The following is a 7,492-nucleotide window of genomic DNA, read 5'->3' as shown; positions in this document are numbered from 1 at the left end:
CTCCTGGCGCGGTTCGGCCTCGCCGTCGTCCCCACCCGGGGCGCCGCGAGTGCCGACGCGGCGGCCACGGTGGCGGCGGAGCTGGGCTACCCGGTGGTCCTCAAGACCGACGAGCCGGGCATCGAGCACCGTGCGCGGGTGGGCGGGGTCCGGCTGGGGATCACCGACGAGCCGGCCCTGCGGGCGGCGTACGACGCGCTGGCGGCGCGCTGCGGACCCCGCGTGGTGGTGCAGCCGCAGCTGACCGGGCCCGAGGTCTCCCTCGGTGTGGTGCGGGACGCGGCGGTCGGTCCGGTCCTGGTGCTGGCGGTCGGCGGGAGCCGCATCGAGGAGCTGTCCCGTCGCGTGCTGGCCCTCCCCCCGCTGGCGCCGGGGCCCGCCGAGCGGCTGGTGGCCCGGTTCTCGCGGCTGCTGCCGGGAGTCGACCTGACCGGCCTGCCGGAGGCAGTCGCCGGCCTCAGCCGGCTGGCGGTGGCCCTGGGTGGCCAGCTGGCGGCGCTCGACGTCAACCCGATGGTCCTCACGGGAGACGGGCCGGTGGCCGTGGACGCCCTGGTGCAGCCCGTCAGCGGGTGACCTCGGGGAACGGCAGCGCGATCGGGTCGGCCGCGAGCGAGGAACGGCCCTCGTCGTCGAACCGGTCCAGCCCGAGCTGCGGGGTGTCGACGACCTCGGTGCTGCCGGTGGCGACCAGGTCCGCCGCCGCCCTGGACACCCCCGGGCCCCACATCATCCCGTGCCCGCCGGCGGCGGCGACCCAGGCCCCCTCGATCTGACCGGCGTCGGTGAGCAGCGGGCCGAGGATGGGCAGGTGGTCGGGGGTGTAGTCGATGGTGGCCGACCAGGTACGCCGCAGCCCGAGCCGCGCGGTCACCGGCACCAGGTCGGCGACCCGGGCCCGCATCCGCGCGAAGTACGCCTCGTCGAAGCGGCGCGCCTCGCCGGGCGCCTCGTCCGGGTTGGACATGCCCCAGAGCAGGCCTCCCTCCTCCGGCCGCCAGTAGATCCCCGACGCCACGTCGAAGACCATCGGCACCCGGTCGGCCGCGAGGTCGGGGTGCGGCTCGGTCACCACGACCTGGTGCCGGGTCCCGCCCGACCAGATCCGGGCGCCGACGGCGTCGCCGACGGCGGCCAGCCCCGGCCCACCCGTGAGCAGCACTCGGTCGCACCCGACGTCGCCCTGCGTGGTCCGCGCCGCCCGCACGCGCCCGCCCTCGACCCGCAGGCCGGTGAACCGGCACCGCTCCCTCACCTCGACGCCGGCGGTGAACAGGGCGGTGGTGTAGGCGAGCACGTTGCGGGGCGGGTCGATCCACCCGTCGCGGGCGTAGTAGGACGCCCCGAGGGTCCGGCCCGGCGCCATCGACGGGTTGCGGGCGTCCACGTCCTGCGGGTCGACCCACGTCGAGTCCAGACCCAGCCGGTTCTGCATGGCGATCCGCTCGTGCGCCGCCGACACCTCGGCCTCGCTGAAGCACGGCATGTAGTAGCCGGTCTCCACGAACCCCGAGTCGATCCCGAGCAGCTCGGCCTGGCTGCGGTAGAACTCCTGGCTCCACAGCCCCAGCCGCACCGCGACGGGCGTCCCGCCCTGGGCCCGGACCATCCCGGCCGCCCGCGAGCTCGCGCCGCTGCCCAGCGTCTCCGCCTCGACCAGGACCACCGAGAGGCCGGCGCGGCGCAGGAACCAGGCCGCCCAGCCGCCGATCGTGCCGCCCCCGACCACCACCACGTCCGCACCGGTCACAGCCTGAAACTGGCATAGACTGAACAGTCAGTCAACGCCGCCCCCGGCCCCGAGGAGCCTCTATGTACGGCCTGTCCGACGCCGACCGCGCGATCCAGGCCACGGCCAGGGCCTTCGCCGACGACCTGATCCCGCACGAGGAGCACGCCGAGGCGCACGGCGGTGAGCCGCCCGAGGGGGTCGCGGCCGCGTTCCGGCGCCGCGCCCTCGAGCAGGGGCTGTTCGCCACGAACATGCCGGTGTCGGTGGGCGGCCGCGGCTGCACGAGCCTGCAGCAGGTGCTGGTCCAGGAGCAGGCGGGCCGGGTCACCAACGCTCTGGCCTGGGTGCTGGCGACGCCGCCGGCCTGGTGGCCCGAGGTCGCCTCGGAGCCGGCGCTCGAGCGGTGGCTGCGGCCGACCGTGCGGGGCGAGCTGACCGAGTGCTACGCGATCACCGAGGAGCGGGCCGGCTCCGACGTCTCCGAGCTGGCCACCACGGCCCGGCGGGAGGGCGACGAGTACGTCCTCAACGGCACCAAGTGGCACGTCACCTCCTACAACGAGGCCGACTACGCCTTCGTCCAGGCGGTCCTGACCGACGGCCCGCACGCCGGCGAGCACGTGCTGGTGGTGGTGGACATCCCCACGCCCGGCATGGAGGTGGTGCGCACCCCGGCGTACTCCCACACCTTCGCCCACCACCACCCGGTCGTCCGCCTCACCGACGTCCGCGTCCCGGTCGGCCACCTGGTGGGCGGGGAGGGCGACGGCATGCGCTTCGCGCACGAGTGGTTCCGCTTCGAGCGGCTCATGGTCGCCGCCCGGTGCCTGGGCGCGGCCGACCGGCTGGTCGAGGAGACGGGGCGCTTCGCGCAGGAGCGGGTGGTGGGCGGGCGGCCGCTGGCGGAGCGGCAGCTGGTCCAGGCGATGCTGGCCGACTCGGTGACCGAGCTGTTCGCAGCGCGGTCGATGGTCTACGAGGTGGCCCGGTCCGTCGACGCGGGCGCGGACCGCACGGTGCTGCACGCGCGCTGCTCGATGGCCAAGCTGTACGCCTCGGAGATGGCCGGCCGGGTGGCCGACCGCTGCGTCCAGGTCTTCGGGGGGCGCGGCTACATGCGGGAGAACGTGGCCGAGCGGTTCTACCGCGAGCTGCGGGTCGAGCGGATCTGGGAGGGGGCCAGCGAGCTGCAGCGGGTCATCGTCGCCGAGCAGCTGGCGAAGCGGGGGCTGCGGGCCCTGGTCTGACCGACCACCGCGCGCGGGTCTCGACGTCCTGACTGAACGTTCAGTAAGATCCTGGCCCTCAGGACCGCACGAGGGCAGGTCGGCACATGGTCAGGACCACTCCGTTCCACGCCAGGCTCAGCGAGCTCAACACCACGGGCCTGTGGGGCCACTGGGCCGGGTACCTCTCGGCGCAGAAGTACGTGATGTCGGCCAAGCACGAGTACTTCACCGTGCGCAACGCCGCGGGCTTCTTCGACACCTCGCCGCTCTACAAGTACCGCGTCGCGGGGAGGGACGCCGAGCGGTTCCTCGCCGGGGTGCTCACCCGCGACGTACGCCAGTGCCGACCGGGCCGCGCGCAGTACACCGTGTGGTGCGACGACCGCGGCTTCGTGCTCGAGGACGGCGTGGTCTTCCGGCACTCCGACAACGAGTTCCTGCTCACCGCGGCCGAGCCGAACCTGGGCTACCTCGCCGACCTGGTGGGCCGGCTGGACGTCACGGTCGAGGACGTCACCGAGGCCTACGGGATGCTCGCGGTCCAGGGGCCCCGGTCGCGGCGGATCCTCGCCGCGCTCGCCCCCGACGTCGAGCGGCTGGCCTACTTCGAGCACTGCGAGACCAAGATCGGCGCCGCGGCGGTGACGATCTCGCGGACCGGCTACACCGGGGACCTGGGCTACGAGATCCGGGTGCCCGCCGACGACGCGCTCGGGGTCCTCGACGCCGTGATCGAGGCCGGGCGCGGGCACCAGCTCAAGCCGTTCGGTGAGCAGGCGCTGCTGATGACGCGCATCGAGGCGGGCCTGGTCCTCATCGACGTGGAGTTCTCCTCCTCGAGGCTCGCCTTCACCGACCACGACCGGGTGACCCCGAAGGAGCTCGGCCTCGGCTGGATGCTCAAGGGTCTCGACGCCGACGACCGGCCGTTCCTCGGCCGGGAGGCGATCCGCAGGGAGCTGGCCGAGGGCACGTCCCGCTGGGCCAGCGTCGGCATCGTCCTCGACTGGGCCGACCACGACCGCGTCTACCAGGAGGCGGGGCTCATCCCGCCCAAGGACGAGACCCCCCTGGACTACGAGTCGATGCTCTACGACGACGAGGGGGAGCGCGTCGGGTACGCCACCAGCCTGATGTACTCCCCAGTCCTGCAGCGCCACATCGCCATGGCCCGGGTCCGGCCTGAGCTGTCGGCAGTCGGCACGCACGCCAACCTCGAGCTCACCATCAACCACCAGTACGAGACGGTCGCCGCCGAGGTGACCCGGCTCCCGTTCTTCAACCCCCAGCGAAAGACGGCGTGACCATGGCGAAGCAGGAGCGGACCTACGACGCGATCGTCGTCGGCGGGGGCCACAACGGGCTGGTCAACGGCGCCTACCTGGCGAAGGCCGGGCTCAGAGTCCTCATCGTCGAGCGGCGGCACCTGGTCGGCGGGGCGGCCATCACCGAGGAGCTGCGGCCGGGGTTCCACTTCACCTCCTTCTCCTACGCGCTGAGCCTGCTGCGCCCCGACATCGTGCACGAGCTGGACCTGGTCCGGCACGGCTTCCTGCCGCTGCTGATGCCCTCGTCCTTCGCGCCGATGGAGAACGGCGACTACCTGCTGCTGGGGCAGGACCGCGACGAGAACCTCAAGGAGATCACCCGGCACTCCCCGCACGACGCCGACGCGATGGACCGCTACGAGCACGACATGGAGCGGGTCTGCCAGCTGGTGAAGCCGCTGCTGGACAAGGTCCCGCCCAACATCTTCGGCACCTCGCCGGAGGACGTCGCCGAGACCGCGGACCTGGTGCGGCACCTGCGCGGGGCGGAGCCCAAGGTGGTGCACGACCTGGTGCGGCTGCTCACCGGGAGCGCCGCGGACTTCCTCGACGACTACTTCGACAGCGACATCCTCAAGGGCTACCTCGCCTCGTCGGCGATCATCGGCACCAAGGTCGGGCCGATGTCGCAGGGCTCGGGGCTGGTGCTGCTCTACCACTCCATCGGCGAGCACGACGGGCAGTTCGGCGCCTGGTCGTTCCACAAGGGCGGCAACGGAGGCTTCACCCAGGTGCTCGCCCGGGCCGCGCAGGCCTACGGGGCCGAGATCCTGCTGGACGCGCCGGTGGACTCGGTGATCACCCGCAACGGGCGAGCGGTGGGGGTCGCCCTCGAGGACGGCACGGAGCTCTCGGCCCCCGTGGTGGTCAGCGCGGTCGACCCGCGGCGTACCTTCACCCAGCTGGTCGACCCCCGTGAGCTGCCGGGCGAGCTGGTGGACAACATCCGCCGGATGCGGTTCCAGGGCACCTCGGCCAAGGTGAACTTCGCGCTCGACGGGGCACCGCGCTACCCCGCGCTCGGCGACCGCACCGACCAGTACCTCGGCTTCGTCAACGTCGGGCCGTCCATGGAGTACCTCGAGCGGGCCTTTGACGACGCCAAGTACGGCTGGTACAGCCGGCGCCCCTACATCGACTGCGCGATCCAGTCCTTCGTCGACCCCGACATGGCGCCACCGGGCAAGCACGTGATGTCGTGCTTCGTCCAGTACGCGCCCTACCACCTGAAGGGCGGCGACTGGGACACCGAGGCGGAGCGGTTCGCCGACACCGTGCAGGAGACCTTCGAGTCGTTCTTCCCGGGGTTCTCCGACCTGGTGCTCCAGCGTGAGGTCAAGACACCGCTGGACATCGAGCGCACCGTCGGGCTGACCGAGGGCAACATCTTCGCCGGGGAGTTCCTCGCCCCGCAGATGTACTTCTTCCGCCCGGCGCCCGGCTGGAGCCAGTACCGCACCCCGATCGACGGCTACTACCAGTGCGGCTCGGGCACCCACCCCGGCGGCTGCGTGATGGGCGCGCCCGGGAAGCTGGCCAGCCAGCAGATCCTCGGCGACCTCGCTCGCTCGCGCGGCTGAGGGCGCTCAGCGGTAGTTGGTGAACTGCACCGCGAAGTCGTAGTCCTGCGCCTTGACCAGGGCGATCACGGCCTGGAGATCGTCGCGCTTCTTGCTCGAGACGCGCAGCTCCTCGCCCTGGATCTGCGCCTTCACGCCCTTGGGGCCCTCGTCGCGGATCAGCTTGGTGATCTTCTTGGCGTTCTCCGAGGAGATGCCCTCCTTCAGTCCCACCGAGATCTTGGACTGCTGGCCGGACTGCCGGGGCTCGGAGGCGTCAAGGATCTTCAGGCTCTGGCTGCGCTTGACCAGCTTCTGCTTGAAGACGTCCAGCACCGCGGTGGCTCGGTCGTCGGCGGAGGCGGAGATCTCGATGGCGTGCTCGCCCTTCCACTCGATCGAGGCGCCGGTGCCCTTGAAGTCGAAGCGCGTGGCGATCTCGCGGGCGGTCTGGCCCAGCGCGTTGTCGACCTCCTGCCGGTCGATCTTGCTCACGATGTCGAACGACGAGTCGGCCATGCTCGCTCCTTCCGGGCGCCCACCGGCAGTCGGCGGGTTTTCGTCTGTGGATGCCGCTGCGCTATTGTTTCGTCTGCTTCTCGTGGGGCCAAACCAGGCCCGGGGAGGCAACGGCAGGTTGCCCGAGCGGCCAATGGGAGCGGACTGTAAATCCGTCGGCTTTGCCTTCGAAGGTTCGAATCCTTCACCTGCCACCCAAGAGCGATGTCTCGAGACATCGTGGACGGCCGAACCCACAGTCGCGTGGGTTCGGTCGTCCGTCTTTCTCGGTTCCGTCGGGTCGTGTCTGCTGGCCGGGTCAGCCGGCCAGCAGCCCGTCCATCTGCCCGACGGCCTGCTGCAGGCCCTCCTCCATGCCCATGGTGACCAGCCGGTCCAGGTCCTCGCGGGAGTCGAAGACCGAGCGGAGCTCCATCCGGGTTCCCCCCTCGTACGCCGTGAGCGAGACCCGCATGGTGGTGACCGGCATGTCGGTCGCCGGCGTGCCGCTGTCGTCGGCGAAGCCGTCGGTGAACTCCAGCGAGCTCGGGGGCTCCACGGTGCTGATGCGCCACCAGCCTCGGTACTTCTCGCCCTCCGGGCCGGTCATGAAGTAGGTGACCTGCCCGCCGGGGGAGAGGTCGTGCTCCTCCACGGTGGCCGGGTAGGTCGGCGGGCCCCACCACCGCTCCAGCTGTCGGGGGTCCGCCCACAGCTGCCAGACGCGCTCGGTGGAGGCCGCGAAGTCGGCCACCAGGGTCAGCGTGAGCTGGTCGAGGTCCTTGTGCACGTGGGTCACGCTCATCGTTCCAGTCCTCTCGTCGGGTCGAGGGAGGACTCGGTCCCCTGCTCGGCGAGCACGCCGGTCATCTGGTCCACCCGCTCCCGCCAGGTGGCCTCCAGCCGGTCGAGTGCCAGCCGGGCCCGGTGCACCGCCTCGGGCTCGGTGCGCACCAGCTGCTCCCGACCACGCCGCTGCTTGGTCACCAGGCCGGCCCGCTCGAGCACCGCGACGTGCTTCTGCACGGCCGCGAAGCTCATCGGGTAGCTCTCCGCCAGGCGCGACACCGACAGGCCGCCCCGCAGGGAGCGGCTGAGGATGTCCCGCCGGGTCGGGTCGGCCAGGGCGTGGAAGAGCCGGTCCAC

At 71.9% G+C, this 7,492-nt stretch carries 8 protein-coding genes and 1 tRNA gene; 5 read left to right on the top strand and 4 right to left on the bottom strand.

What is annotated here, in order from left to right:
• Nucleotides 1-576 (top strand): acetate--CoA ligase family protein (locus tag PLP61_RS04355; RefSeq protein WP_324500721.1); only part of this gene is annotated, 576 nt, incomplete at its 5' end.
• On the opposite strand, the gene PLP61_RS04350 is transcribed toward PLP61_RS04355, so the two are convergent.
• Nucleotides 566-1,750, bottom strand: a complete 1,185-nt coding sequence (locus PLP61_RS04350) for an NAD(P)/FAD-dependent oxidoreductase (protein WP_324500719.1) — start codon at nt 1,748-1,750, stop codon at nt 566-568. The two genes, PLP61_RS04355 and PLP61_RS04350, sit on opposite strands and share 11 nt — an antisense overlap.
• A 62-nt stretch (nt 1,751-1,812) precedes the next feature.
• Between PLP61_RS04350 and PLP61_RS04345 the strand changes: the two genes are divergently transcribed.
• The 3 genes from PLP61_RS04345 to PLP61_RS04335 all read left to right on the top strand — a co-directional run bounded on the left by PLP61_RS04345 (nt 1,813) and on the right by PLP61_RS04335 (nt 5,869).
• The gene (locus tag PLP61_RS04345; protein WP_324500717.1) at nt 1,813-2,979 is read left to right on the top strand and encodes an acyl-CoA dehydrogenase family protein; all 1,167 of its coding nucleotides are present in this window, start codon (nt 1,813-1,815) and stop codon (nt 2,977-2,979) included.
• An 86-nt stretch (nt 2,980-3,065) separates the two neighbouring features.
• Nucleotides 3,066-4,265, top strand: a complete 1,200-nt coding sequence (locus tag PLP61_RS04340) for an aminomethyl transferase family protein (protein ID WP_324500715.1) — start codon at nt 3,066-3,068, stop codon at nt 4,263-4,265.
• A 2-nt stretch (nt 4,266-4,267) separates the two neighbouring features.
• Nucleotides 4,268-5,869, top strand: coding sequence for a phytoene desaturase family protein (locus PLP61_RS04335; protein ID WP_324500713.1), 1,602 nt, complete (start codon nt 4,268-4,270; stop codon nt 5,867-5,869).
• A gap of 6 nt (nt 5,870-5,875) precedes the next feature.
• Here the strand turns inward: PLP61_RS04335 and PLP61_RS04330 are convergent, their stop codons facing one another.
• Nucleotides 5,876-6,367, bottom strand: coding sequence for a YajQ family cyclic di-GMP-binding protein (locus PLP61_RS04330; protein WP_324500711.1), 492 nt, complete (start codon nt 6,365-6,367; stop codon nt 5,876-5,878).
• Nucleotides 6,368-6,479: 112 nt separating this feature from the next.
• Between PLP61_RS04330 and PLP61_RS04325 the strand changes: the two genes are divergently transcribed.
• Nucleotides 6,480-6,561, top strand: a tRNA-Tyr gene (locus PLP61_RS04325).
• A gap of 104 nt (nt 6,562-6,665) precedes the next feature.
• On the opposite strand, the gene PLP61_RS04320 is transcribed toward PLP61_RS04325, so the two are convergent.
• Together PLP61_RS04320 and PLP61_RS04315 are read right to left on the bottom strand one after the other, a co-directional pair.
• On the bottom strand, nt 6,666-7,151 hold the full coding sequence (locus PLP61_RS04320) for an SRPBCC family protein (RefSeq protein ID WP_324500709.1): 486 nt from the start codon (nt 7,149-7,151) through the stop codon (nt 6,666-6,668).
• Nucleotides 7,148-7,492: ArsR/SmtB family transcription factor (locus tag PLP61_RS04315; RefSeq protein WP_324500707.1), on the bottom strand; the 345-nt coding region annotated here is incomplete at its 5' end. The genes PLP61_RS04315 and PLP61_RS04320, both read right to left, overlap by 4 nt.

It is taken from the genome of Nocardioides sp. (assembly GCF_035429765.1).
Classification (GTDB): Bacteria; Actinomycetota; Actinomycetes; order Propionibacteriales; family Nocardioidaceae; genus Nocardioides.
Note: the sequence above shows the minus strand (reverse complement) of the source record. Positions and strands in the feature narration are given on the sequence as shown.